19 protein-coding genes, 1 pseudogene and 1 riboswitch are annotated in these 23455 nt (G+C 58.2%); of the genes and pseudogenes, 7 read left to right on the forward strand and 13 right to left on the reverse strand.

Annotated features, from left to right (window positions below; genetic code table 11):
• Positions 1 to 9 precede the first annotated feature (9 nt).
• The 4 genes and pseudogenes from FY550_RS14905 to FY550_RS17130 all read left to right on the forward strand — a co-directional run bounded on the left by FY550_RS14905 (position 10) and on the right by FY550_RS17130 (position 3390).
• The gene (locus FY550_RS14905; RefSeq protein WP_070979492.1) at positions 10 to 1281 is read left to right on the forward strand and encodes a flippase; all 1272 of its coding nucleotides are present in this window, start codon (positions 10 to 12) and stop codon (positions 1279 to 1281) included.
• On the forward strand, positions 1274 to 2284 hold the full coding sequence (locus FY550_RS14910) for a glycosyltransferase (RefSeq protein WP_070979495.1): 1011 nt from the start codon (positions 1274 to 1276) through the stop codon (positions 2282 to 2284). The genes FY550_RS14905 and FY550_RS14910 overlap by 8 nt, the downstream gene beginning before the upstream one ends.
• Positions 2281 to 2727: pseudogene (locus FY550_RS17275) on the forward strand (glycosyltransferase); the annotation flags it as partial. The gene FY550_RS14910 and the pseudogene FY550_RS17275, both read left to right, overlap by 4 nt.
• A 39-nt stretch (positions 2728 to 2766) precedes the next feature.
• The gene (locus FY550_RS17130; RefSeq protein ID WP_233350224.1) at positions 2767 to 3390 is read left to right on the forward strand and encodes a glycosyltransferase; all 624 of its coding nucleotides are present in this window, start codon (positions 2767 to 2769) and stop codon (positions 3388 to 3390) included.
• 184 nt (positions 3391 to 3574) lie between these two features.
• Here the strand turns inward: FY550_RS17130 and FY550_RS14920 are convergent, their stop codons facing one another.
• The 3 genes from FY550_RS14920 to FY550_RS14930 form a co-directional block, all read right to left on the reverse strand.
• Positions 3575 to 4390 carry a UDP-2,3-diacylglucosamine diphosphatase gene (locus FY550_RS14920; protein ID WP_070979502.1) on the reverse strand — a complete coding sequence of 272 codons (816 nt, stop codon included), beginning with the start codon at positions 4388 to 4390 and terminating at the stop codon, positions 3575 to 3577.
• A 101-nt stretch (positions 4391 to 4491) separates the two neighbouring features.
• Positions 4492 to 5352, reverse strand: coding sequence for a UDP-2,3-diacylglucosamine diphosphatase (locus FY550_RS14925; protein ID WP_070979504.1), 861 nt, complete (start codon positions 5350 to 5352; stop codon positions 4492 to 4494).
• 182 nt (positions 5353 to 5534) lie between these two features.
• Entirely contained in the window at positions 5535 to 6119 is a 585-nt protein-coding gene (locus FY550_RS14930) for a pesticin C-terminus-like muramidase (protein ID WP_070979507.1), read from the reverse strand.
• 139 nt (positions 6120 to 6258) lie between these two features.
• On the opposite strand from FY550_RS14930, the gene polX reads away from it, so the two are divergent.
• Positions 6259 to 7974 (forward strand): DNA polymerase/3'-5' exonuclease PolX, encoded by a 1716-nt coding sequence (gene polX / locus FY550_RS14935; protein WP_139148722.1) that lies wholly within the window; start codon positions 6259 to 6261, stop codon positions 7972 to 7974.
• A gap of 40 nt (positions 7975 to 8014) precedes the next feature.
• Here the strand turns inward: polX and FY550_RS14940 are convergent, their stop codons facing one another.
• Positions 8015 to 8908, reverse strand: coding sequence for a polysaccharide deacetylase family protein (locus FY550_RS14940; protein WP_070979512.1), 894 nt, complete (start codon positions 8906 to 8908; stop codon positions 8015 to 8017).
• A 35-nt stretch (positions 8909 to 8943) separates the two neighbouring features.
• Positions 8944 to 10257, reverse strand: a complete 1314-nt coding sequence (locus tag FY550_RS14945; protein ID WP_084388166.1) for an MFS transporter — start codon at positions 10255 to 10257, stop codon at positions 8944 to 8946.
• Between the two features lie 140 nt (positions 10258 to 10397).
• On the opposite strand from FY550_RS14945, the gene FY550_RS14950 reads away from it, so the two are divergent.
• Positions 10398 to 11177: an IclR family transcriptional regulator gene (locus FY550_RS14950; protein WP_070979514.1), complete on the forward strand. Its 780-nt coding sequence runs from the start codon at positions 10398 to 10400 to the stop codon at positions 11175 to 11177.
• Between the two features lie 196 nt (positions 11178 to 11373).
• Positions 11374 to 12504 (forward strand): glycerol dehydrogenase, encoded by a 1131-nt coding sequence (locus FY550_RS14955; protein WP_084388167.1) that lies wholly within the window; start codon positions 11374 to 11376, stop codon positions 12502 to 12504.
• Positions 12505 to 12565: 61 nt separating this feature from the next.
• Here FY550_RS14955 and ahcY read toward each other — a convergent pair whose 3' ends face one another.
• The 8 genes from ahcY to FY550_RS14995 all read right to left on the reverse strand — a co-directional run bounded on the left by ahcY (position 12566) and on the right by FY550_RS14995 (position 23428).
• On the reverse strand, positions 12566 to 13969 hold the full coding sequence (ahcY, locus tag FY550_RS14960) for an adenosylhomocysteinase (protein WP_070979516.1): 1404 nt from the start codon (positions 13967 to 13969) through the stop codon (positions 12566 to 12568).
• A 14-nt stretch (positions 13970 to 13983) separates the two neighbouring features.
• A riboswitch (S-adenosyl-L-homocysteine riboswitch) is annotated at positions 13984 to 14058 on the reverse strand.
• Between the two features lie 98 nt (positions 14059 to 14156).
• Positions 14157 to 15407, reverse strand: a complete 1251-nt coding sequence (locus FY550_RS14965; protein WP_149054636.1) for a cation:proton antiporter — start codon at positions 15405 to 15407, stop codon at positions 14157 to 14159.
• A gap of 139 nt (positions 15408 to 15546) precedes the next feature.
• Positions 15547 to 16770, reverse strand: coding sequence for a methionine adenosyltransferase (gene metK, locus FY550_RS14970; RefSeq protein WP_070979520.1), 1224 nt, complete (start codon positions 16768 to 16770; stop codon positions 15547 to 15549).
• A 141-nt stretch (positions 16771 to 16911) separates the two neighbouring features.
• A complete protein-coding gene (locus FY550_RS14975) occupies positions 16912 to 18639 on the reverse strand; it encodes a putative bifunctional diguanylate cyclase/phosphodiesterase (protein ID WP_070979522.1) in 1728 nt (575 codons plus the stop codon).
• Between the two features lie 143 nt (positions 18640 to 18782).
• Positions 18783 to 19532, reverse strand: coding sequence for a GolD/DthD family dehydrogenase (locus FY550_RS14980; protein WP_070979525.1), 750 nt, complete (start codon positions 19530 to 19532; stop codon positions 18783 to 18785).
• Complete coding sequence (locus tag FY550_RS14985; protein ID WP_070979527.1) at positions 19519 to 20874, reverse strand: MFS transporter; 1356 nt, start codon at positions 20872 to 20874, stop codon at positions 19519 to 19521. Before FY550_RS14985 ends, FY550_RS14980 begins: the two co-directional genes overlap by 14 nt.
• Before the next feature lie 108 nt (positions 20875 to 20982).
• On the reverse strand, positions 20983 to 22098 hold the full coding sequence (locus tag FY550_RS14990; protein ID WP_070979529.1) for an MDR/zinc-dependent alcohol dehydrogenase-like family protein: 1116 nt from the start codon (positions 22096 to 22098) through the stop codon (positions 20983 to 20985).
• A gap of 367 nt (positions 22099 to 22465) precedes the next feature.
• Entirely contained in the window at positions 22466 to 23428 is a 963-nt protein-coding gene (locus FY550_RS14995) for a D-ribose ABC transporter substrate-binding protein (RefSeq protein WP_070979532.1), read from the reverse strand.
• Positions 23429 to 23455: the final 27 nt, after the last annotated feature.

The following is a 23455-nucleotide window of genomic DNA, read 5'->3' on the forward strand; positions in this document are numbered from 1 at the left end:
CGCGCTTACATGATCAAATCTCAGCTTGCCAAGAATGTCTTTTCCCTGCTGGTGCTCCAGGGCGGCCAGTATATTCTGCCCCTGATCACCTTCCCTTATCTTGCAAGAGTTCTAGGCCCGGCCAATTTCGGTGTGCTGGGTTTTGTCTTTGCCATTGCTCAGTATTGCACCCTGTTTACCGATTACGGTTTCAATCTGACCGCCACCAAGAAAATCGCGGAAAACCGTGAGGATAAACACTATATATCGCAAATATTCTGGACAACCATGACCTCCAAGACGGTGCTGCTTGGCATCGTTCTGCTCGGTCTGTTGCTGTCCGTAATATTTGTCCCCTCGCTTAATGATATTGCGCTGATTCTGGCCTTTGCCGGCATCCAGGTCGCCGGCTCGGTACTGTTACCGGTTTGGCTGTTTCAGGGTATTGAACGGCTCTGGGCAGTCACGGTTTCCTCCCTAACGGCCAGGGCAACTTCAGTTCCACTGATTTTTCTGTTTGTACATAGCCCTGATGATCTCTGGGTAGCCGCACTGATCCAGTCTTCCACCTCGGTCATGGCAGGATTGATTGCCTGTTTCTTCGTACGGCATTATCGCGCCATCGCTTTCACCGCCATTTCACCTGCTGATGTGAAAGAGGCCTTCAGAGATGGCTTTCCGATCTTTATCGCCACCATTGCCATCAGCCTCTACACCATGAGTACGACTGTCATGCTCGGCATGGTATCGACGCACACCCAGACCGGCCTGTTTAACGCTTCCGACAAGATTCGCAACGCCATCACCTCGGCCTTTCTGGTATTGGGTAATGCCTTCTTCCCTCGGGTCAATGTGCTGCTCAAGGAAAGCGAAGCCAAAGCCAATGCCTTTCTTCGCAAGCTGATGGTTGGTCAATGCATCCTGACGCTGCTGATTTCGGTAGCTCTGTTCCTGTTCGCACCCCTGATCACCGAGCTGGCGCTGGGCGATCAGTATGCGGATGCCACGCCCATCATTCAGGTACTGGCGCCCCTGGTCTTCCTCGTCAGTACCTCCATGATCTTTGGCAATTACATGTTACTGCCCTACGGCTATCGCCGTATTTATACCCAGGTACCGGCCGTCATGGCAGTGGTACATCTGGTGGCCCTGATTCCCATGGCGCACTATTACGGCGCCATGGGGGGTGCCGTGACACTATTGACCACGGAGACCATTATCTTCTTTACCCTCGCCATAGTACTGTTACGCAATGGCATAATGGGCAATGTTCTGCGCGGAGAGGCAACGACTCATGCCTGATTTTCGGCTCTCCCTGATCGTCGCAACGTATAATCTGGAAAACATGATCGAGCCGGCTCTGGCATCGATCATGCCGGAGCTTCGTGATGCCATGGAGCTGGTCATCATTGATGATGGCTCGACCGATGGTACGCGGGAAGTCATACGCCGTTTTCTGGGCAACCGACTCGATCAGGAAAACATCCAGCTCATCGAGCAACCCAATGGCGGGGTTAGTGCGGCGCGCAACCACGGCCTGCGGGCCGCTCGCGGCGAATACATTGCCTTTTTGGATGGCGATGATCTGTTGTTGCCCGGCTATGGTGACCGGCTATTCGATATCCTCGATCACAGCACTACGCTACCGGATATCGTGGAATTCAACGCCATTCGCTTCGATCAGGTTGAAGGTGAGCGGTTCATTAACAGCTATCCGTTCAATACCACTGTGGTAGCGCCCTGCGAAGGTGAGGCATCCGAAGAGACCTTCAAGCGTATCTTTTCGCATGGCTGGTGGTTTTTATGGGCTCGTATCTATCGCCGGGAATTGTTTGAAGGACTGGAGTTTCCACTCGGCCGTCGTTATGAAGACATGTTTCTGTTGCCGCAGCTCTATCTGCGAGCAACACGCATTACGGCCATTGAAACCCCGCTGATTGCCTATCGCTGCAACATGGAAAGCATTACCCGCAATCCTTCACAAAAGGATCTTGAAGATATCGAAGCAGTCATCGACTATTACCTGGCCCTGGCGCGTAAATCGACCAGCGAGCTGACCCGCACTCTGGCACTGCATGTTGCCTTTCAGGCCACACTTTTTTACAAAAACATCAACAATGACATGTATGGTTATCGACGCGCCTTGCCCAATATAAGACGTATGGTAAAAAAGGTCGGTGTATCAAGACGCCAACATTCGATTGAACTGCCCTTTAATACGCGAGCCCTGTTCCTTTCACCTGAACTTTCCAATTTCTATTCATTCCTTAAATCCACCCGTTTCATGGCAAGGTTCAGAACATGAAGAAACTCTGTTTCATCATAAATCACATCTCATCGGGTGCGGGTACTGAACGTGTTGCCATCAACATTATCAATGGACTGGCCGAGCGTGGACACGACATTACTCTGGTCACACTCTGGAATAGTGGCGAAAGTTTTTTCGAGCTGAATGAGCGAGTACGTACGATTTCCCTGTTTGAGGAAAAGCTTCCTCTTTACCGGAATTATCTGAAGCTGGTGCTTGCCATTCGGCGCTTTCTGAAAGACGGCAATTTTGACATTGTCGTTAATATTGAAACCATGTTGACTCTGCTGGTCAGCCCGGCCGTCAGGGGGCTGGGGATCGCTCACGTCAACTGGGAGCATTACAACTTTACCGCCAGCAGTGATTCCATGCTTCGCCCGGTAGCTCGCTATGTCGCTGCCTGGACTGCTACAGCCGTGGTGACTCTGACAGAGGCTGACACACGCATGTGGCAGAACAGGACGCGGCCAAGAGCACGCATGAAGACCATCAATAACCCCCTTCCCTTTCGCAAACCCGACTATCATTATCACCCTGACTCCAGGGTCGTGCTGGCAGTAGGCCGCTTATTTCATCAGAAGGGTTTTGATCTGCTGTTACAGACCTGGCATCAGGTAATCGGTAAACATCCCGATTGGACCTTGCAAATCGTGGGTAGCGGTGAAGAGGAGCAGGCGCTAAAGGCCCAGGCGCGAGAACTGACGATTGAAGACTCCGTTGAATTCCATCCGCATACGAAAAATATAGAAGCCTTTTATGATCAGGCAGGTATTTTCTGTTTGAGCTCACGCTTTGAAGGCTTTGGTATGGTGCTGATCGAAGCTGCTGCTCATGGCGTGCCTCTGGCTTCCTTTGATTGCCTGGCGGGCCCTGCAGAAATTATTGATGATGAACATAATGGCCTTCTGGCCGAAGCCGAGAACACGCAAGCGCTGGCGGAAATTCTTGAGCGTCTGATGTCGGATGAAAGCCTGCGAAGTTCCTATTCCCGCCGCGCTTATGACAGCATTGATCGCTTCAAACCGGAAATCATCCTGCCAAAATGGGAAGCCCTGTTCGAAGAATTATCAATGACCACCTCCTCTACCTGCAGGACCGATTGAGCTTTCCGATAACCACCGGAACGCCTATCGATCAGGGGCCCTGCCCCTGATCACATGACCTCCTGCAGGCCAATCAATATTCCGATTTTCTGCGCGCATGAGACATTTTACTGCGTGTCTCATCATGACGAGCAAAACATTCCGGATGGTGCCAAAACCCCCGGGAGGGAGACCGGATCAGGCCTCAGGCAGGCGCGTGGGCCAGCGCCTCGTCGATATCGGCCCCGCAGTCATTGATCGGCTCGTTCAATAGCCGCTGACCACGCCAGTCGATGAGTTCAAGCGTACCACTGATTGTTTCCACCAGCGCTGTGCAGTGCTCAACCCAGTCACCGTCATTGCAGTAGAGCCGCCCGTCCTGCTGTGCAAAACCGGGCTGATGGATATGCCCTCCGATATACCCATCAAAGCCTTCACGTTCGGCCTGATGCAGGGCCAGGCGCTCGAACTGGGCCACATAGCGCTGGGCCGTGCCGGAGCGGCGTTTGACGGCGCCGGCCAGTGACCACCAGGGCCGACCGGTCAGGCGTCGCCAGTGATTGACCCAGCGATTGATGGTCATCACCACCCGATGCGTTCGATCCCCCAGCGTGATCAGCCAGGGCGCCATCCGCACATGGCCATCGAACTCATCACCATGAGCCACCAGCAATCGGCGGCCATCACCCAGCCGATGCACTGCCCGCCGTCGAACACTCACATTATGGATCTCGAGCCCGCATAGACGTCTGAAGGCGGCGTCATGATTGCCGGGAATATAGATAACTTCGCAGCCGCTGCGTGCCAGTCTCAGTATTCGCGCAATCACAGCCTGTTGCTGACGAGGCAGCACAGCGCGACGCTGCATGGCCAACAGATCGAACACATCGCCCACAAGATAGAGTCGCTCGGGCCGGGCACGCCGCAGTAGATCGACGAGCAACTGTGCCTGACAATCGGGCGTGCCCAGATGCAGATCAGAGATGAACAGGGTACGAATATCCTGACGAAAGCAAGTCATGACAGCGCTCCTGACAGGTGTGGGATAACACCATTCAGGATGGGATTACTGCATGACCATGCGATAACAGCCGGATGGCAGGGACGTGACAGCAGCCAAAGTCAGCGCTCGCGCGATTCGTCCGTAACCGCCTCTTCTTCCAGTCTCTGCTCCCCGAGCCAGCTTTCCGCTTCGGTATGTTCACGCACACCGGTGGGCGGACAGGGATCATCAACCAGGGTATTGCCATGCCAGTCGATCAGCCTGAGACGGCCATCCGATCCCTCGGCCAGCGCCGTGCAATGTTCTACCCAGTCCCCGTCGTTGCAGTAGAGAAGCCCTTCACGCAGCTCAAAACCGGGGATATGAATGTGACCGCCCACATAGCCATCCACCTGCTCGTGTTTGGCTCGGCTCAGTGCCGAAGCACGAAAGGCGGCGGCAAAGTCACGCACATTGCCGGAACGCCGCTTGGCTGCACCCGAGAGCGACCAGTAGGGGCGCCCCAGGCGGCGCCGCAAGCGCACTGTCCAGCGATTGATACGACGCATGCTCTTGAGCAGCATCTCGCCGATGATCAGCTTCCAGCGCGGTCCATCGAAATGGCCATCGAATTCATCCCCATGGCTGATCAGTAAACGTCGCCCATCACGGGTTTCATGGATCACATCGCGTTCGATACGCACATTATGAAACTTCTGTCCGCAAAAGGTCCGAAAGGCCGCATCATGATTACCGGGGATGTAGATCACCTCACACCCGGTACGTGCCATACGCAGAATGTGACGCACCAGTGCCTGCTGAGCACTGTCGAGTACGGCCCGATGCTTCATTGCGATCAGGTCGAACACATCTCCCACCAGGTAAACTCGCTCGGGGCGGGTCTGTCGCAGCAGATAACGCAACAGACTGGCCTGCGCATCCGGCGTGCCCAGGTGTATATCCGAGACGAAAAGAATCCGCACGTCACTGGCGTTGGCCATTGCGTTCTCCTTGAGCGAGCCGGGCCTGCACTGAATCCATGACCGCAACACACCATCGTGCTCCCTGTGGGCGACCACCGCCGGACGGTGAGCTGTTCATCGGTCACAGGGAACACATGATGGCACAGTTACCGGCTTCAATGCTTCCCGGGCACCCAATCGACGCAGGAGAAAAGAACCGATCAGTAGCTCTCTGCATCGAGCATGGTCTGCTCCAGATACTCGGTTGCCTGCATGACACGTTCAGCGGGCACCTCTCCGGTGTCGTGCAGCACCCGTAGCATGGCCGCCTGATCCCCGGCTACGGCGGCACGCCATAAACGTGGACATGAGCGCTCCAGCACGGTGTCCTGACAGAGCGCTTCCCGAACCAGCACAGTCGCCGCTGTCACCGAAAGCGCATGCCAGGCGATGCCTCCACAGCGTTCGAAACGCTCCATCAACTCGGCAATCAGTGGCTCGTGTACGGCCGTATCGAGCTGGCGTACCTGGGCGGGTGAAAGTCGCAATGGGCCAGCACTGAGCAGTGCTCTGGCCTCACTGCCGGTCAGTCCCAGATAGGGCGCCAGCTTGCGCCGCAACGCATCATCCACTGCCATCTGCGCGAATCGCTCATGATCGAGCCTGCCGAGGTCGACGCCATGGGCGACGATCACACCGCCCCGGTGGCCCCGTGCTTCGGGTACTGCTGCGCTGGTGGCATCACCCTGTTCGGGCGCCTGAAGAAATTCCAGATCAATGGTAGTTAATGGTGACATCACGGTCATGAGTCCCCCCTGGCTGCTGTATCCATCTCCAGATTAGGGGTCCCGCCAGGACGTTGACTGCAGCCCTGCCGGGTAACCGGGCTGTCCGACACCCATCGGACAGCTATGCTGTAAAAGTGGCTTGAAATCAGATGAGGGGATGATGCAGAACGCCGAGATCGCCCGCGCCTTCAATCAACTGGCAGATCTGCTGGAGATTCAGGGTGCCAATACCTTTCGTGTGCGCGCCTATCGCAGCGCGGCTCAGACCATCGAGGGCTTGTCAGTGGCCATCGCTGACATGCTTGAGCGGGAAGAAGATCTGACCACGCTGGACGGTATCGGCAAGGATCTGGCAGACAAGATCGCGACCCTGCACCGAACCGGATCTCTGCCTGCATTGGCAGAGGCGCAACAACAGGTCCCCCCTGGCCTGATCGAACTGACCCGAATCGACTCGCTGGGACCCAAACGGGTCAAGACCCTGTATGACGAGCTCGGCATCGATTCGCTCGACGCACTCAAGCAGGCCGCTCGAGAACAGCGCATCAGCGCCCTGTCCGGCTTCGGCGACAAGACCGAGAAAAAGATTCTGGAGGAAGCTGAACGCCTGAATCAGCAGGCGGGCCGCACCCGTCTGGATGAAGCTCAGCAGGCTGCGGAAGGATTGCGGCAACATATTGAACAGTGTGACGGCGTCGAACAGGTCGTCGTCGCCGGTAGCTATCGCCGTCGTCGCGAGACCGTGGGCGATCTCGATATCCTGGTGGTTGCCGAGGAGGGCCGGCGTGTCATGGCACACGTCGCCGAGTGGGAGGAAATCGAACGAGTTGCACTAAGTGGCGATACCAAGACCACTGTGCATCTGAAATCGGGATTGCAGGTCGATGTTCGCGTTGTGCCCGAAGAGAGTTTCGGGGCTGCGCTTTATTATTTTACCGGCTCTCAGGCGCACAATGTGGCCGTACGCAAGATGGCGGTTGCCCGCGGTCTGAAGATTAACGAATACGGTGTTTTCAAGGGCGACAGGCAGCTGGCCGGTCATACTGAAGAAGCGGTCTTCGCTCAGGTGGAACTGCCCTGGATTGCGCCAGAGCTGCGCGAGAATCGTGGCGAAATCGAGGCCGCGCAGAGAGGCAAGCTCCCCCAATTGATCACGCCCGATGACATCCGCGGTGATCTGCACATGCACACCACTGCAACCGACGGCAAGGCATCGCTTGAAGAGATGGCCGAAGCCGGACGGCGCCAGGGATACAACTACATCGCCATCACCGATCACTCCCAACGGCTGGCAATGGCCAATGGTCTGGACGCCAGGCGTCTACGCGAGCAGCTCACCGCCATTGACAAGCTCAATGAGCAACTCAAACGCTTCACAGTGCTCAAGTCGATAGAAGTCGACATCCTCGAGGATGGACAGCTCGATCTACCCGACGATGTCCTGGCCGAACTGGACCTTTGCGTGGCCTCGATTCATTCGCGCTTCAATCTCGACCGCGACCGTCAGACCGAGCGATTGCTGCGCGCCATGGACAATCCCCATGTCAGCATTATCGCCCACCCTACCGGGCGTATCGTCAATGGTCGCGACGGTTATGAGCTCGACATGCAACGGGTCGTGGATGGCGCCGCCGACCGTGGCGTCTGCCTGGAAATCAATGCCCAGCCGGCGCGACTCGACCTGCGCGACATTCACGTCCGCATGGCAAAGGAAGCCGGCGTCCTGATCTCGATCGCCACTGACTCCCACGCCACGGGGCAACTCGCTCACATGGCCTTTGGTGTCGATCAGGCTCGTCGGGGATGGCTCGAGAAGGATGATGTGCTCAATACCCGCACCCTGACGCAATTGCGCAAGGCGCTAAAGCGCTAAAGCGCTAAAGAAAGAGCGGATCTGCCGATATGAGCAGCGGCTAGCCAGCGTGGTCGCGCGCCCATTCAACGACCTGCTGATGCGTTGCAAACCAGATATCGCCGCGCTGTTTCATGTGTTCGATCAGACGCGCCAGAATCCAGATGCGCGATCGATATCCGATGATATGAGGATGCAATGTCAGCTGAAATACGCCGCCCTCCTCCCAGGCACCATCAAATTCACGCATGAAAATATCGAAGACATCGCCGGGCGGTGTATAGGGACGCAGGGACTGGAAACGGTTCATCATGAAATAAACGGCATCGTCGCGTACCCACTCCACCGGGAACTCGATCACATTGGAAGGTTTTCCCTCCCGAATCAGTCGATAACAATGCTCATCTGCCATCAGCGATGAGTCATAAAGCAGCGCCATCTCTTCAGCGATACGCAGTGTATGCGGGCTGTAATCCCAGGAGGGAGTACGCATGCCAACCGGCTTCACGCCCGTAATCTCGGCAAGTACACGAGAAGAGTTGAGCATCAGTCGCTTTTCATCCGCGTATTCAAGCACCGAGTTGAGTTCATGAATCCATCCATGCAGGCCGATTTCATGACCCCGGGCAATAATGTCGCGCTGCTCCTCGGGATAAAGCTGAGCGACCACTGCCGGCACGAAAAATGTCGCCGGTATATCGTGCTGCTCCAGCAGTGCCAGAATCCGCGGTATCCCCACTCGATTGGCAGCCTGCCCCCAGCTCATGCGACCGATGGACTTGCCCCCGTCACGCAGCTCACTGGTCTCGTGGTCACTGTCAAAGGACAGTGCCACGGCACAACGTGCGCCATTCGGCCAGTGCGTCGGGACCAGCCTCTCTCCCGCGCGCACCTGTTCAACCCTGTTACGCCAGACCGTTTCATCCCACTGCCACGAAGGCTGTTCCTGATCCATTGCTTTTCTCCCGCTCCGATTGATCCGAGTTGCGTTCAGCGCAGCGCCTGACGTGCGGTTTCCGGCATGGCGAATATAACGCTTCCGGAGATTACCGCCGCCGCCATCAGATACCAGGTCGGAGAGGTCACCAGCCCTGTCTGCTCGATCAGCACCGTAGCAATCAGTGGCGCGAAACCGCCGAATACCGCTACCGCCAGACTATAGCCGGTCGACATCCAGAGCGAGCGACTGCGGGTGGGAAACATTTCGGCAATCGCCGCCGGCCCGGGTCCGGAAAACATGGCAATCATGACGGCGAACAAACACTGCACCACGATGGCCAACCCCAGTGTGCGTGCACCCGTTACCCAGACAAACAGCGGCCAGGCCAGCAGGAAAAAGGCCACACAGCTGCTCAGCAGTAATGTCCGGCGTCCCCAGCGATCGGAAAGTGCGCCCATTAACGGGGCAGCAACCACCAGTACGCATAGCCCGATGGTGTTGGACCACAACGACTGAGTCCCTGTAAGACCGGCATGCTGCTGCAGAAAGGTCGGCATATAGGCCAGCATGACGTAATAGGCCACGGTCCAGAGCGTGGTAAAGGCGAAGGCACGTGCTGCTCGCTGCATCGACTGTCCGGCGCCTTCTTCGGTCACGTCATGCTGTTCGGCCCTGGCGGCTTCATAGGCTGGCGTTTCATCGATATCCCGGCGGATATAGAGCCCGACTGGCCCCAGAATGGCCCCCATGAGAAACGGAATGCGCCAGCCCCAGTCGCTCATGACAGCATCACTCAACAGGCTACCGAGTAATGCGATGACCCCCGATCCCAGCAGCAGACCCAACGCCACACTGCTCTGCTGAAAGCTGCCGAAGAAACCGCGACGATGACCAGGCGCCCACTCCACCATGAAGGCGGTAGACCCGCCCCATTCGCCTCCTGTTGAAAACCCTTGTACCAGACGCGCCAGCAGTAACAGCACAGGCGCCCAGAGACCGATGGTCGCCGCCGAGGGAATCAGACCGATGGCCGTCGTACTGACGGCCATTGAAAACAGGGTCAGCAACAACGCTTGCTTGCGTCCGCGACGATCGGCCACCCAGCCAATGACAATGCCACCAAGTGGACGCACCACAAAGCCCACGCCGAAGACGGCAAAGGTCGCCATCAGCGCTGCCGCTTCGCTATCGGAAGGGAAGAAATGGTGCCCGATCGTGGTGGCCAGAAAACCGTAAACGGCAAAATCATACCATTCCAGAACATTACCGAAGGCAGCCGCGACAACCGCCTTGCGACCCCGGCGCCGACGCTGCTGCTCCCGCAAACCTGACGCTTCCTCGGCCCTTTCAAACACCTCGGTCATCACGAATCTCCGCGCGGTATTGTTGTTGTTGCTCCGCACTGCTGCAGGGAGCACTCGGGGTCATGGTTGAATCAAGCTCTCCGGAATTGCAAGATTGCAATGACATAAATAATATTGCATTGCAATAAAAGAGACGCCTCATGCCCCGTAGCCGCCTGTTCGTGCACTCGCTTGAAAAGGCCATGACCGTGCTTTACGCCTTTACCGAACACTCGGTGTCACTGAGTCACCAGGAACTGGTAGAGGCCACCGGACTTGACCGCAGCAGTGTCCAACGCTTCACCCATACCCTGACTCGCCTGGGCATGCTGGAACAGCATCCCGACACCCGCCGCTTCTATCTCGGCAAACGAACCCTTGAACTCTCCTGGGCATATCTGCGGGCTCATCCACTGATCGACCGGGTCATGCCGACCATTCTTTCACTTCGAGAGAAATGCCATGAAAGAGTCAATCTGAGCCTGTTCGATGACACGACTCTGATCTATGTCGTACGTCAGTCCAGTCGCTACGACTATCCGGAGGCCTCACTGGTTGGGCGGCGCATGCCCCTGTTCTGCACAGCCGGTGGGCGTGCCATGCTGGCTCAACTGAATGACGGGCAAGTCGACGATATCCTGCGTCGCAGCGACCGAAGATCACTGACCCCTGACACGCTGACCACACTGACCGCGCTACGGCGGGAGGTAAAACGGGCGCGGCGTAATGGTTATGCCATGGCCATCGAAGAGTGTGTTCCCGGTGAACTGACCCTGGGCAAGGCAATCACTGATCGTCATGGTGCCCCCATGGGCGCCATACATATTGCTGCTACGCGAGAGCACTGGACACCCGAGAGATTTCGCTACCAACTGGCACCAATGCTGATGGAAGCCGTGGAAAATCTGAATCGTATCCCAATGATTCAGCAGCGCCCCTGATCAATACAATAAAAGCCCTCACCTGAATGGCAGATCACCCGGCACGAAACGGCACGCGACGTCGTGTCACACGTCCTGAGGTAGCCGTATACGCCATGCTGAGAAGGCACGACTTGCCCGGTCAATGGCCAGAACGCTGTCGAAGCGGGAGACATAGCGCCGCCGGGCTTTAGCCAACATCAGGGGGAGGTTTGTCATGGCTGCCGTACAGGACACCATTCGGGAGAAGGTCTTCATCAGCCCCGGCCGCTATATCCAGGGGGCACATGCGATTCAGCGCGCCGGCCACCATATCGGTCGGCTGGGCCAATCGGCCCTGATCATCGCCGACGATTTCGTCTGGCAGATGGCCGGTCAGGCGCTGACGAAAAGCCTTGAAGCCTCGAAGGTCAGCTTCGAGTACGCGCGTTTCGGTGGTGAAGCCTCCAGCCATGAGATTGATCGACTGGTCGCGCTGGGCGAACAGGCACTCGTGGTGGTGGGCTTCGGCGGAGGCAAGACGCTCGATACCGCCAAGGGCGTCGCCGACCGGCTGGGCACTCCCTGCGCCATTCTCCCTACCACGGCTTCGACCGATGCACCAACCAGCGCGCTATCGGTGATCTATACGGATGAAGGCGTTTTCGACTCCTATCGTTTCTACGATCACAATCCGGATCTCGTGCTGGTAGACACGCACCTCATTGCCCAGGCGCCCCCTCGCTTTCTGGCTTCCGGTATCGCCGATGCCCTGGCCACCTGGGTAGAAGCCCGCGCTGTCATCCGCTCCGGTGCTGCCAACATGGCAGGAGGCCTGCCTACCCTGCTGGGTCAGACCATCGGCGAAAAGTGCGAGCAGGTCCTGTTCGAACAGGCGTTGCTTGCCTGGGAGGCCAACCGTGCCGGCGTGGTCACTCCAGCCCTCGAAGCGGTAGTGGAAGCCAATACCCTGCTCAGCGGGCTCGGTTTTGAAAGTGGCGGACTGGCCGCCGCACATGCCATTCACAACGGTTTCACCGCCCTGCATGGCGCGATTCACGAACTGACCCATGGCGAGAAGGTCGCCTATGGCACGCTGACCCAACTGGTACTTGATCAGACACCACAGGTAGAGCTGGAGCGTTATCTGACGCTTTATATCGCACTCGGATTACCGGTGACGCTGGAAGCGCTCAAGCTCGCGCAGGCCACGGATAACGATCTGATGCGGGTGGCCGAAACGGCTCTGCAGGAAGGGGAATCCAGCCATAACCTGGCCTATCACCTGGCCCCAACCGACATCGTGGGCGCGATTCGGGCGGTGGATGCCCATGCCAAAGCCTTCATGGCCAGGCAACACCATCACTGAAGCGGCAACGCAAAACGCCGTCCCGGACCGGGACGGCGCTGACAACATATGGCAGGACTACTCAGTAGCGATAGGCATCCGGCTTGAAGGGGCCTTCCTGCGGCACGCCGGTGTACTCGGCCTGCTTCGCAGTCATCTTCGTCAGCGTACCACCGAAGCCTTCCACCATGTAGCGGGCCACTTCCTCGTCGAGCTGCTTGGGCAGCACCGCCACGCTGATCTCGGGGCGGTCTTCCTTCGGCAGATCGGCAAAGCGTCCCTGATAGAGATGAATCTGCGCCAGTACCTGGTCGGCAAAGGAGCCGTCCATGACCCGCGAGGGATGGCCGGTCGCATTACCCAGATTGACCAGGCGCCCTTCGGAGAGCAACAGCAGATAATCGTCGCTGGCAGGGTCGAAGCTGTTCGGTCCGCCATCGCGATAAATCTTGTGGACCTGCGGCTTGATCTCTTCCCAGCCCCAGTGCTTGCGCATGTAAGCGGTGTCGATCTCGTTATCGAAGTGGCCGATATTGCAAACCACTGCGCCCTTCTTGAGTGCCTTGAGCATGCCGGCATCGCAGACATTGATGTTGCCGGTGGTCGTTACCAGCACATCGATGCGAGAGAGCAGCTCGCGATTGACGCTGGCGTCGGATTCATCGTTGTTGCCATCGACATAGGGCGAAACGACCTCGTAACCGTCCATGCAGGCCTGCATGGCACAGATCGGATCGACCTCGGTAACCTTGACGATCATGCCCTCGTTACGAAGGCCGGCTGCAGAGCCCTTGCCGACATCGCCGTAGCCGATTACCAGCGCCTGCTTGCCGGAGAGCAGGTGATCAAGACCACGCTTGATGGCATCCGACAGCGAATGACGACAACCGTACTTGTTGTCGTTCTTGGACTTGGTGACCGAGTCGTTGACGTTGATTGCCGGCACCTTCAGCGTGCCCTGGCGCATCATGTCGACTAGCCGATGCACGCCGGTTGTGGTTTCCTCGCTGATGCCGTGAATGGCATCGAGCAGTTCGGGGCGCTTGTCGTGCAACAGACCGGTCAGATCGCCACCGTCATCCAGCACCATGTTGGGAGTCCAGCCGTTGGGCCCTTCCACGGTCTGTTCGATGCACCACCAGAACTCCTCCTCGGTCTCGCCCTTCCAGGCGAACACCGGCACACCGGAGGCCGCAATGGCAGCCGCAGCCTGATCCTGAGTGGAAAAGATATTGCAGGATGACCAGCGGACACTGGCACCAAGCTCAACCAGCGTCTCGATCAGCACCGCGGTCTGAATGGTCATGTGAATGCAGCCGGCGATCCGGGCGCCTGCAAGCGGCTGCTCGGCGCGGTACTTCTCGCGGATCTTCATCAATGCCGGCATTTCGGTTTCAGCGATACGGATCTCGCGACGACCCCAGTCGGCCAATCCGATATCGGCAACCTTGTAATCCTGTGCGACGGCGTTTTCAGCGGTAGCCATGCAGTGCTCCTGACAGACAGCGGGCGCCGTTACTGATAACCACCGCTTCGAGCCTCGCGAAAACCTCCGCTGCAGCGCCCCTCGAAACGGCAACACAATCCGATGCCGCCCCGCTGCGGCATCCCGGGGCATGATAGCGTGTCTGCCCCGGCCAGTGCCACGTTCTCACCTGTCACAGGGTTCAGGTTCAGGTAGCGGATGAGGAGGATCCATCGACCACGCCTTTCACGACTCGATCGATGGTCAGCCCCTGCACCAGAATCGAGAACAGCACAATAAGGTAGGTGATCATGACCAGCGGCTCACGCCAGGGAACGCTGGGTAATCCCAGCGCCAGTGCCACCGATATACCACCACGCAGCCCGCCCCATGTCAGTACTCGGGTAGTGCCTCGACGAAAGCCCACCCAGCGACGCAGTGTGGTCAGCGGGATACCGATGGTGAGATAGCGGGTAGCCAGAATGATCGCAATCAGTGGCAGCGCTACCCAGAGGTAGTGCAACTGAAAGGGAATCAGCAGCAGCTCCAGACCAATCAGCACAAACAGAATGGCGTTGAGCATTTCATCGATCAGTTCCCAGAACCCATCCACATAGGTGCGCGTGTTCTGCGACATGGCCCCGGTACGCGCCATGTTGCCGATGATCAGCCCGGCTACCACCATGGCAATGGGACCTGACACCTCAAGCTGCGAGGCCAGTGCATAGCCGCCCACTACCAGCGCCAGAGAGAGCATCACCTCGACCTGGTGCTGATCGATGGCCTTCATCAGGTAATAGACCAGCGCGCCGACCGCCATGCCCAGCGCAATGCCGCCGCCGGCCTCCTGGGCAAACAGCAGGCCGATATGAGGCAGCGTCAGTGCCTCATGTGTCGAAGCAGCCCCCAGCAGGGTCGAGAACACCACGACCGCTACGCCATCGTTGAACAGCGACTCGCCAACAATCTTGATTTCCATATCGGCAGGCGCCCCGGCGCTGCGCATGATCCCCAGCACTGCAATGGGATCGGTCGGTGCAATCAGTGCGCCAAACACCAGGCACCATAACCAGGGAATGCCGGCACCAAACACGGCAAACAGCGCCCAGGCAGCACTGCCTACCACCACCGTCGAAATAACCACGCCACCTGTAGCCAGCAGGCCGATCGACCACCGGTAACGTCTGAGCTGATCGAGATCGACGTGCAGGGCACCGGCAAACAGCAGAAATGACAGCATGCCGTCCATCAGCAGCGTGTTGAAGTTGATCCGCTCAAGCCAGTGGCGGGCCTGGTCAGTGATCACGGTGACACCAAAGTGATTGAGCACCAGCAACAGCAGGGAGATCAGCAGTGCAATGACCATCACGCCAATGGTCGCGGGCATGCGTATGAAGCGGTGATTGAACCAGGAAAACAGGGCAGTGATGGTAATAAAAAGTGCAGCAATATTGAGCATGCGGTCGTCATTCCGAAGCTGACTGGATATCGATGACTCAGGATAACGCATGCCCGATGCTACGGTAGCGCCGCATGATGTCGCAGAAATGAAAAGGCCCACCAGTCGGTGGGCCTTCGCATCGCCTGAGGTGAGGCGCTTATTCCAGACCCGCGGCAGCTTTCAGGGCTGCAGCACGATCGATCTTTTCCCACGGGAACGCCGTGAAGGTCTCGACATGCTCCTCGCCGTTGAAGTCCGTCCAGCGATAGCTGTGTTCGAACGGCTCGCGGCCGAAGTGACCGTAGGAAGCGGTCAGCTGATACATCGGGTGCAATAGATCGAGCATGCGGGTAATGGCATGAGGGCGCAGATCAAAATGCTCGCGCACCAGCTCGATGATGCGATCATCACCGATCCGACCGGTACCGAAGGTATTGATCGATACCGACGTCGGCTCGGCGACACCAATGGCGTACGAGATCTGAATCTCGCACTTGTCAGCCAGGCCGGCAGCCACGATGTTCTTGGCCACATAACGTCCGGCATAGGCGGCACTGCGATCGACCTTGGAAGGATCCTTGCCGGAGAAGGCACCGCCACCATGGCGGGCCATGCCACCATAGGTATCGACGATGATCTTGCGCCCGGTCAGGCCGCAGTCACCCACCGGACCGCCAATCACGAACTTGCCGGTCGGGTTGATATGAAAACGTGTCTCGTCGGTAATCCACTCAGCCGGCAGCACATCACGGATGATCAGCTCCTCAACAGCGTGACGCAGCTCTTCCTGTGAAATGTCGTCATCGTGCTGGGTGGAGAGCACCACGGCATCGACGGCAACCGGCTGACCATTGTCACCATAGCGGAAGGTGACCTGGCTTTTGGCATCGGGGCGTAACCAGGAGAGCGTGCCGTTACGCCGCAGCTGTGACTGACGCTCGACCAAACGGTGTGAATAGTGAATTGGCGCCGGCATGTAGGAGGGCGTTTCGTTGGTGGCGTAACCGAACATCAGCCCCTGATCGCCTGCCCCCTGATCCTCGGGTTTGCTGCGATCCACCCCCTGGGCGATATCGACGCTCTGCTTGCCGATCAGATTGATGACCCCACAGGTGGCCCCATCAAACCCCACCTGAGAGGAGGTATAGCCGATCTCGGTAATCACCCGGCGCACCAGGTCCTCCAGATCGACCCAGGCACTGGTCGTGATTTCGCCCGCCACGATCGCCACACCCGTCTTGACCAGCGTTTCACAGGCCACGCGTGCGTGTTTGTCACGAGCGATCAGCGCATCGAGCACCGCGTCGGAAATCTGATCGGCAATCTTGTCCGGATGACCTTCGGATACGGATTCGGAAGTGAACAGGGAATATTCGCTCATGAAGACCCTTGACCCTCTCGTCTTTGACACAGGAACTGCGGGTAGGCATTGGCCGAACGGCCATCGATACGGCATCGGCAAGAGGCCGACGACTGGTAGATAACCGAATCGGCAAGTGTACACGCTGAATTCGGATGGTGCCTACTCAAGCGCTTCCAGCGAACCGCCCATCATCCGTTCGATGTTCTCTGCCGGTTGTGGCCGGGCAAACAGGTACCCCTGCATGCGCTGAATGCCCAGGGTCTGCAACGTCTGTCGCTGAGCCTCGGTCTCGACCCCTTCTGCGACCACATCCAGATTCAACCCATCGGCCAGCGCCAGCATCGAACGAATGATGGAACGATCACTGTCGTCATCGGCTACGCCCTTGATGAAGGTGCGATCGATTTTCAGCGTGTCAAAGGGCAGATGCTTGAGATAAGCCATCGAGGAATAGCCGGTGCCGAAATCATCCAGCGACAGATGCGCACCGAGCTCTCTCAGAGCACACAGGGTGTCGGCAGATGCCTGAGGATCATGCATCATGACTGTTTCGGTGACCTCGAAACCGAAGCGGATGCGCTTACCGGAGGATGAAACACCTGCCAGAATGGTGCGGACATCCTCGACCAGACGGGGCTGGGCGATCTGTCGGGGAGAAAGATTGACCGATATCCGCAGTTCCGGGCTGCCCCCTTGCATATTCTGCCAGAGCACCGCCTGACGACAGGCCTGCTCGATCACCCAGCGTCCCAGCGGCACGATCAGCCCCGTTTCCTCGGCCATTGGAATGAAATCGCCGGGCATGATCAGCCCCCGTTCCGGATGCTGCCAGCGCAGCAACGCCTCGACAGCCTCGACACGCCCGGTGGCAGCTGATACGACCGGCTGATAGTAAAGCCGTAGTTCATCATGATGAATGGCGTGCCGCAGGGCAGCCTCCAATCTGATCCGTTCGGTGACGCGCTGTCTCAGCACAGGCTCAAAACAGGCATGCCGGCCGCGTCCCGAACGTTTGGCAGTAAACATCGCCATTTCCGCGGCCTGAAGCAGTGACTCGGCACTGTCTCCCGGCTCTGCCAGGGCGATGCCGATACTGGCGCTCGAATGAACCGAGTCGTCAGGCAACTCGATAGGCTGTTCCAGCGATGCCAGAATACGACGCGCCAGAGCCGTTACCTCTTGCTTCTCGTGAGACTGCATCACGATCACGAATTCGTCGCTCGCCAGCCGGCCGACGCTATCATGCTCCCCCACGCAGCCACGCAACCGCCGTGACACCTCGATCAGCACCTGATCGGCGGTTGCATGCCCATAAGTGGCATTAATGCGTTTGAAATGATCAATATCGACCAGCAGCACAGCAGTCGCGTGTTCATCCGAAGCCAGCATCCCGGTCAGGCGTTCGAAAATTGCCGTGCGATTCAGGGCACAGGTCAGAATGTCATAATGCGCCCGGCGACTCAGCTCCTGCTCCAGCTGCTTGCGTTCCGTGACATCGCGGGAAAAGGTGTAATACTCGATTCGCCCACCGAGATCGAGCTGCCAGACAGAGGTCTCTACGGTCTTCCGGACCCCGTTGCTGCAGACAATCGGGAGCTCCAGAATGGCGCCCTCCGAACCACGCACATCCCGGTTCAACAACCCTTCAATCTGCATCCGACGCAAGTCCGGACCTTCGTCTTCCGGCGTCAACAGCAGGAAGCCCTGTTTACCAATGACCTCCTCTCGCTGCCAGCCGAACAACCGCTCGGCAGCGCGATTCCAGTCCAGGATGCGCCAGTCGGCATCCAGTGATGCAAAGGCATCGCGAGCGCTATCAATGATGCGACGCTCGCGTAGCCGGCTCTCTTCCAGTGCTTCCCAAAGAGCCTTGATCCTGTATGGCATTGCCTCTGCACCCGAGTGTCCCGCCCGATGCGATACTTATCGGTCTGTAATGATGGTACTTGAGCCTCCTCCACTTCGCATACCGTATGGGCGCGATCTCCAGCGGCCCCATCCTCATCCTCTCTTCGGAATGTCAGTCGATGTCAACTGATGGTATAGCCACCATCGACCACCAGATTTTCGCCGGAAAGCATGGCGGAAGCCGGTGTGGCAAGATAAACAACCGCATGAGCTACATCCTCGGGCTCGGCGAAGCGGCGCAGGGGAATGCGCTCACGAGCGCGCTCCCCCTCGGGGCCGGACCAGGCCTGCTGGCCCAGCTCGGTCATCACGATCGTCGGCGACACCGCGTTGACCCGCACGCCCCGCGGTGACCACTCCAGCGCCAGTGAACGCGTCAGGCCGATTACCCCTGCCTTGCTGGCACAGTAGGCCAGGTGCTGATCCAGCGCGACCAGCCCGGCCTGGGAGGCGATATTGACGATTGCCCCTTCACCACGCTCGAGCATCTGGCGACCGAAGACCTGACTGCTCAGGAAAGTCCCCTTGAGATTGACGTCCAGGGTGCGATCCCAGTGCTGCTCGCTGAGATTTTCGGCTGCATCCAGGGCAATGACACCAGCATTGTTGACCAGCACATCGATCGGCCCCAGCCGCGCCGTCACTTCATCACGGGCCTGATCGAGTTCATCACTGCATGTCACATCGGCTACCACGCCAATGGCATCCTCGAAATGGTCGGCCGCCTCGATCACCTGTTCATCCCGATCAAGCATGGCCAGGCGGGCGCCCTGGCGCGCCATGGCAGTACAGATGGCCAGACCGATACCGGCAGAAGCGCCTGTCACCACTACCACGTGATCATCGAGGCGCCAGGGCTCATGCGTTGCCATATGCCACCTCCCCGGTATGTCCGGAAGACGCTTCGGCCATTTCCGCTTCGTCGCTCTGATCCACCTTCAGCCAGTGCAGCATCACGAAGGCGCTGGCATAGAGGGCTACAAAGGTCCAGACCACGCCAACATTACCCAGCAGGGGCTGCACCACAGCCACTACGGCCGTTCCCAGGAAAATGGCGCCGCCGGCTGCCGTGGTATACATCGCCATTGCCGCACCCTTGTGCTCGGGGACCAGCGCCGGCATGATCGCCCCCATCGGCACGAAACCGGCCAGCATGATACCGAATACGGTGCCTGCAGCCAGCGACACGAAGTAGCCCCAGTCCGACCCTGCCGGCACCATATGCGGCACATACCACCAGGCCAGCAGACCGACGGCCGAGCCCACCACGCCAAACCAGCGCACGGTACGCGTCCAGCCCCATCGATCGCCGAGAGTACCGAAGGCAGCGTTGAACAGAATATTGCCGGCATAAACCACAGTGGTCATCAGCAGCCAGCGCGACTGCCCCCAGCCCAGATCGTCAGCAATGACGGCCGGCAGGATGACAAACATGCCGAATTCGGGCGCAGTATTGATCAGACGCACCAGAAAGCCCATGGCCACCCGTGGCTCACGGAACGTCAGCCGCAGCCCGCTGGTGATCACTTCAGAGGCGGACTCGCCCGATGGCGCCAACCGCTGCCTGCCGGTCGGCTCACGAACGCCGAACCAGGCCAGCAGAAAGCCCAGCGTCACCAGGCCGGTCGAGGCCCACATGCTGCCAACTTCACCGGTACTGCCACCACCGAAAAACGGAATCGACACCACGGCAAACAGCGAGCCGAGTGTAGGCAGGCCACCGGTAAACATGACGTAGAACCAGCCGACCGCCGCACCGTTGCGACTGCGAGGTGACACGGCATTGATCCAGACCAGAAAGGCGAAGGCGAACAGCGGGAAGCCAAAGCCACGCATGAAATAGGTCACAAAGACCATCACGACAGAGTCGATACTCAGTGACCAGAGAAAGGCCACTTCGAATACCACCCAGATCAGAAAGCCCAGCAGCATTACGCGGCGGGGCCCGAACAGATCCGCCAGTGCGCCGGAGAGATAGGAAGCCAACAGCACCGCAAGGCTGTACATGGCAATAATGGTTGGCACCAGCGGTGCGCCGGCCTCACCCAGTGCCTGGGTCATGTGCGGAGCAATGAAATTGGACTCGACACCATTGCCGGTCATGAAGATCAGTACGCCGAGAAAGCCCCAGCGCAGACTATGGGGGATTCCGATGCGGTCCAGCCAGGATTCCCCCGGCTCGCCAGCAACTGCTTTCGTCGTTGTCGCGCTCATGCTGCCTTCCGTCCTTGTACACTGCGAGCACAAAAGATACGAAATCAACCGATGACAGCTGCCTCATGGCAGCTGTCATAAGAATGTCAACGTGGGCTGATTCGTACTTCAGGGGATGAGGATCACTTTCATCGAATTGGCACCGCTTTCCATCAGCTCGAAGCCCTCCTGGAATTGCGACAGCGGCAACTTGTGGGTCACCACCCCCTCGGTCGGGAAGCTGCCGTCACTGATACCGTCGATAACCAGCGGATAACAGTACGGGCCCAGATGCGAGCCCAGCAGGTCGAGTTCCTTGCGATCGGAGATGATGCTCCAGTCGACTGACACCGCATCACCAAAGACACCGAACTCCACGAAGCGTCCCAGCTTGCGGATCATGGAGAGCCCCTGCTCGACCGAGGAGGGATGGCCGGTCGCCTCGATATAGATGTCGCAGCCATAGCCGCCGGTCATCTCCTTGACGATACTGACCACGTCATCCTTTTTCGGATTGAGCACTACATCGGCACCAAACTGCTTCGCCATGTCGAGTCGGCCGTCGAACAGATCCAGCACGACCAGCTTCTCGGCACCCGCCTTTTTCGCTGCGCCAACCATGCCGAGCCCCAGCGGGCCGGCGCCGGAGAGCACTACCACATCGCCCAGCTCGATCTGCGCGCGCTGCACGGCATGCAGGGCGCAGGCGTAGGGCTCGATCAGGATCGCTTTCTCCAGCGGCAGATCCTCGGGCACGTGGTAGTTGATCGCTTCCTTCGTGAACTTCATGTACTCGGCCATGCCGCCGTTGACATTGTTCTGGAAGCCATAGAGATCGTGCTTCTCGCACATCCAGTACTGCCCGCGGTTACAGAAGCGGCAGTTCCAGCACGGCACGATCTGCTCGGAAATCACGCGATCTCCGACGCTGAACCCTTCGACCTGCGCCCCCACCTTGACGATGCGCGCCAGGAATTCGTGCCCTGGAATCATCGGCGCCTTGATATAGGGCGGCTGAAATTCATCACCCCAGAAGCTGGGCGCGCCGTGAAAGGATTTGATGTCACTGGCACAAATCCCACAGCCTTCGACTCGCACCAGAATCTCGTGCTCGTTCTCCAGCTCGGGGACCGGCACTTCCTCATAGCGATAGTCGCCAGGGCCATAGGCCACTACGGCCTGCATGGTGGCAGGAATCTCTTCGGTAGACGCCTGGCTGCGCTGATGGGTCGTCGTATCACTCATGACTGCTCTCCCGCTGCATAATCATCTGAACAGAATTCGATCATATGTACTGATAACAGTGCAGGCAGGCATGATGACCATCAAGCCAGAGGCGCTTATACTTTAGACTCACCTATTGTAGCTGCGGTCAAAAGGCCATGGCTGCAGGCCTGCAGTGATGTCATTCAGGCCAATATCGAGCGGCTTTCACCTTTAATACAAAAGATAACGCCCGGAACAAATGATCACGCTTCTGAGCACTCGGTAAAGCACCAGGTTCTCTCACGGACTCCATTAGCGGTCATCACAATGCAGTCGGCATCAAAAAAAGCGGCGACCCCATGGGTCGCCGCCTCGTCTGAAAGTAATGAACGTTCAGTAAGCTCGATTACTGCTCGATCACGAACGGCGAGGTGACCTGATCAACATTGTCCGGCGTGATCAGCAGGCAGTCGAACAGCTGCTTTTCGTTCTTGAGCCCGGTCTTGCCGGTACGAATATACTGATCGGCCAGACGCACGGCACGCTCGGAGAAGATAGCCACCGGCTGCAGCACGGTATAGGCCAGCTCACCGGATTTGACCGCATCCACGGCATCCGGCGAACCATCAAAGCCGCCGACTACGACATTGTCGAGCTTGCCAGCTTCCTTGAGGGCCGCAATGGCGCCCAGTGCCATTTCATCATTGCCGCTGATCACGCCCTGAATATCCGGATGCGCCTGCAACAGGCTCTGCATCTTGTTGTAGCCCTGGGTGCGATCCCAGTTGGCAACATCTTCGCCGACCTTCTGCAGATCCGGATATTGACTCAGCACGGTCTTGTACCCGTTGGAACGGGTAGCGGCATTGTTATCCGACGGCGCGCCCTTGAGCTCGACATACCTGGCCGAGTCGCCCACGGCCTGAACCCACTGCTGAGCCCCCAATGCAGCCCCCTGAGCATTGTTGGAGACCAGCTGTGCCTTGGCCAGGCCCTGCTGATTGATTTCAGCGTTGACCAGGAAGACCGGAATACCGGCATTGACGGCCTTGCGTACGGCGCCAACCGAACCATCGGCATTGGCCGGATCCAGAATGATGGCCTTGGCCTGATTGGTGATGGCGGTGTCGATCTGGCGGCTTTCGGTATTGGTATCTCCCTTGTGGGCACTAACGTTGGCCGTGTATCCCAATTCTTCAGCCGTCTTCTTCGCGATCTGGCCCTCGGTATACCAGTAAGGGTTGGAGGGATCATTGACGATGATCGAAATCAATCCCTTGTTCTGCTGCTGAGCCAGCGCACTGCCGCCGAAGAGTACGGTACTCACGGCCAGCAACGCGATCAGCAGGCGTTTGGCATTCCTGAACATGATGAGTTCCCCTTGCTTGCATGATGT

Origin of the sequence: Kushneria phosphatilytica (genome assembly GCF_008247605.1) — a bacterium.
Lineage (GTDB): Bacteria > Pseudomonadota > Gammaproteobacteria > Pseudomonadales > Halomonadaceae > Kushneria > Kushneria phosphatilytica.

What these genes read in the sequence shown, in the direction of transcription:
- FY550_RS17130 (WP_233350224.1), top strand. Translation starts at nt 2,767, where the DNA reads ATGAAGACCATCAATAACCCCCTTCCCTTTCGCAAACCCGACTATCAT.
- FY550_RS14950 (WP_070979514.1), top strand. Translation starts at nt 10,398, where the DNA reads ATGCCCCGTAGCCGCCTGTTCGTGCACTCGCTTGAAAAGGCCATGACC.
- ahcY (WP_070979516.1), bottom strand. Translation starts at nt 13,969, where the DNA reads ATGGCTACCGCTGAAAACGCCGTCGCACAGGATTACAAGGTTGCCGAT.
- FY550_RS14940 (WP_070979512.1), bottom strand. Translation starts at nt 8,908, where the DNA reads ATGGATCAGGAACAGCCTTCGTGGCAGTGGGATGAAACGGTCTGGCGT.
- FY550_RS14955 (WP_084388167.1), top strand. Translation starts at nt 11,374, where the DNA reads ATGGCTGCCGTACAGGACACCATTCGGGAGAAGGTCTTCATCAGCCCC.
- metK (WP_070979520.1), bottom strand. Translation starts at nt 16,770, where the DNA reads ATGAGCGAATATTCCCTGTTCACTTCCGAATCCGTATCCGAAGGTCAT.
- FY550_RS14965 (WP_149054636.1), bottom strand. Translation starts at nt 15,407, where the DNA reads ATGCTCAATATTGCTGCACTTTTTATTACCATCACTGCCCTGTTTTCC.
- FY550_RS14945 (WP_084388166.1), bottom strand. Translation starts at nt 10,257, where the DNA reads ATGACCGAGGTGTTTGAAAGGGCCGAGGAAGCGTCAGGTTTGCGGGAG.
- FY550_RS14980 (WP_070979525.1), bottom strand. Translation starts at nt 19,532, where the DNA reads ATGGCAACGCATGAGCCCTGGCGCCTCGATGATCACGTGGTAGTGGTG.
- FY550_RS14920 (WP_070979502.1), bottom strand. Translation starts at nt 4,390, where the DNA reads ATGACTTGCTTTCGTCAGGATATTCGTACCCTGTTCATCTCTGATCTG.
- polX (WP_139148722.1), top strand. Translation starts at nt 6,259, where the DNA reads ATGATGCAGAACGCCGAGATCGCCCGCGCCTTCAATCAACTGGCAGAT.
- FY550_RS14985 (WP_070979527.1), bottom strand. Translation starts at nt 20,874, where the DNA reads ATGAGCGCGACAACGACGAAAGCAGTTGCTGGCGAGCCGGGGGAATCC.
- FY550_RS14990 (WP_070979529.1), bottom strand. Translation starts at nt 22,098, where the DNA reads ATGAGTGATACGACGACCCATCAGCGCAGCCAGGCGTCTACCGAAGAG.
- FY550_RS14910 (WP_070979495.1), top strand. Translation starts at nt 1,274, where the DNA reads ATGCCTGATTTTCGGCTCTCCCTGATCGTCGCAACGTATAATCTGGAA.
- FY550_RS14930 (WP_070979507.1), bottom strand. Translation starts at nt 6,119, where the DNA reads ATGACCGTGATGTCACCATTAACTACCATTGATCTGGAATTTCTTCAG.
- FY550_RS14995 (WP_070979532.1), bottom strand. Translation starts at nt 23,428, where the DNA reads ATGTTCAGGAATGCCAAACGCCTGCTGATCGCGTTGCTGGCCGTGAGT.
- FY550_RS14905 (WP_070979492.1), top strand. Translation starts at nt 10, where the DNA reads ATGATCAAATCTCAGCTTGCCAAGAATGTCTTTTCCCTGCTGGTGCTC.
- FY550_RS14925 (WP_070979504.1), bottom strand. Translation starts at nt 5,352, where the DNA reads ATGGCCAACGCCAGTGACGTGCGGATTCTTTTCGTCTCGGATATACAC.
- FY550_RS14975 (WP_070979522.1), bottom strand. Translation starts at nt 18,639, where the DNA reads ATGCCATACAGGATCAAGGCTCTTTGGGAAGCACTGGAAGAGAGCCGG.